This window comes from Streptomyces sp. 4F14 (genome assembly GCF_048159485.1).
In the GTDB taxonomy this organism is placed as follows: Bacteria; Actinomycetota; Actinomycetes; order Streptomycetales; family Streptomycetaceae; genus Streptomyces.
Genome location: NZ_JBLRVY010000450.1, coordinates 1 through 305 on the forward strand (window position 1 = coordinate 1; position 305 = coordinate 305).

Genomic DNA, 305 nt, shown 5'->3' on the forward strand with positions numbered 1-305 from the left:
ATCGCGGCGGGGGCCGCCGGCATCCACTACGAGGACCAGCTCGCCTCGGAGAAGAAGTGCGGGCACCTCGGCGGCAAGGTGCTGGTGCCGACCTCGCAGCACATCCGCACCCTGAACGCGGCGCGGCTGGCCGCGGACATCGCCGATGTGCCGACGATCATCATCGCCCGTACGGATGCCCTCGCCGCGAACCTCCTCACCACCGACGTCGACGAGCGTGACGCCGAGTTCGTCACCGGTGAGCGCACCGGCGAGGGCTTCTACCGGGTCCGCAACGGCATGGCGCCGGTCATCGCGCGCGGGCT

The 305-nt window shown here is 71.1% G+C and carries 1 pseudogene; it reads left to right on the forward strand.

Annotated elements, in window-relative coordinates:
* Window positions 1–305 (forward strand): annotated as a pseudogene (locus tag ACLZOT_RS51540) (isocitrate lyase); the annotation flags it as partial.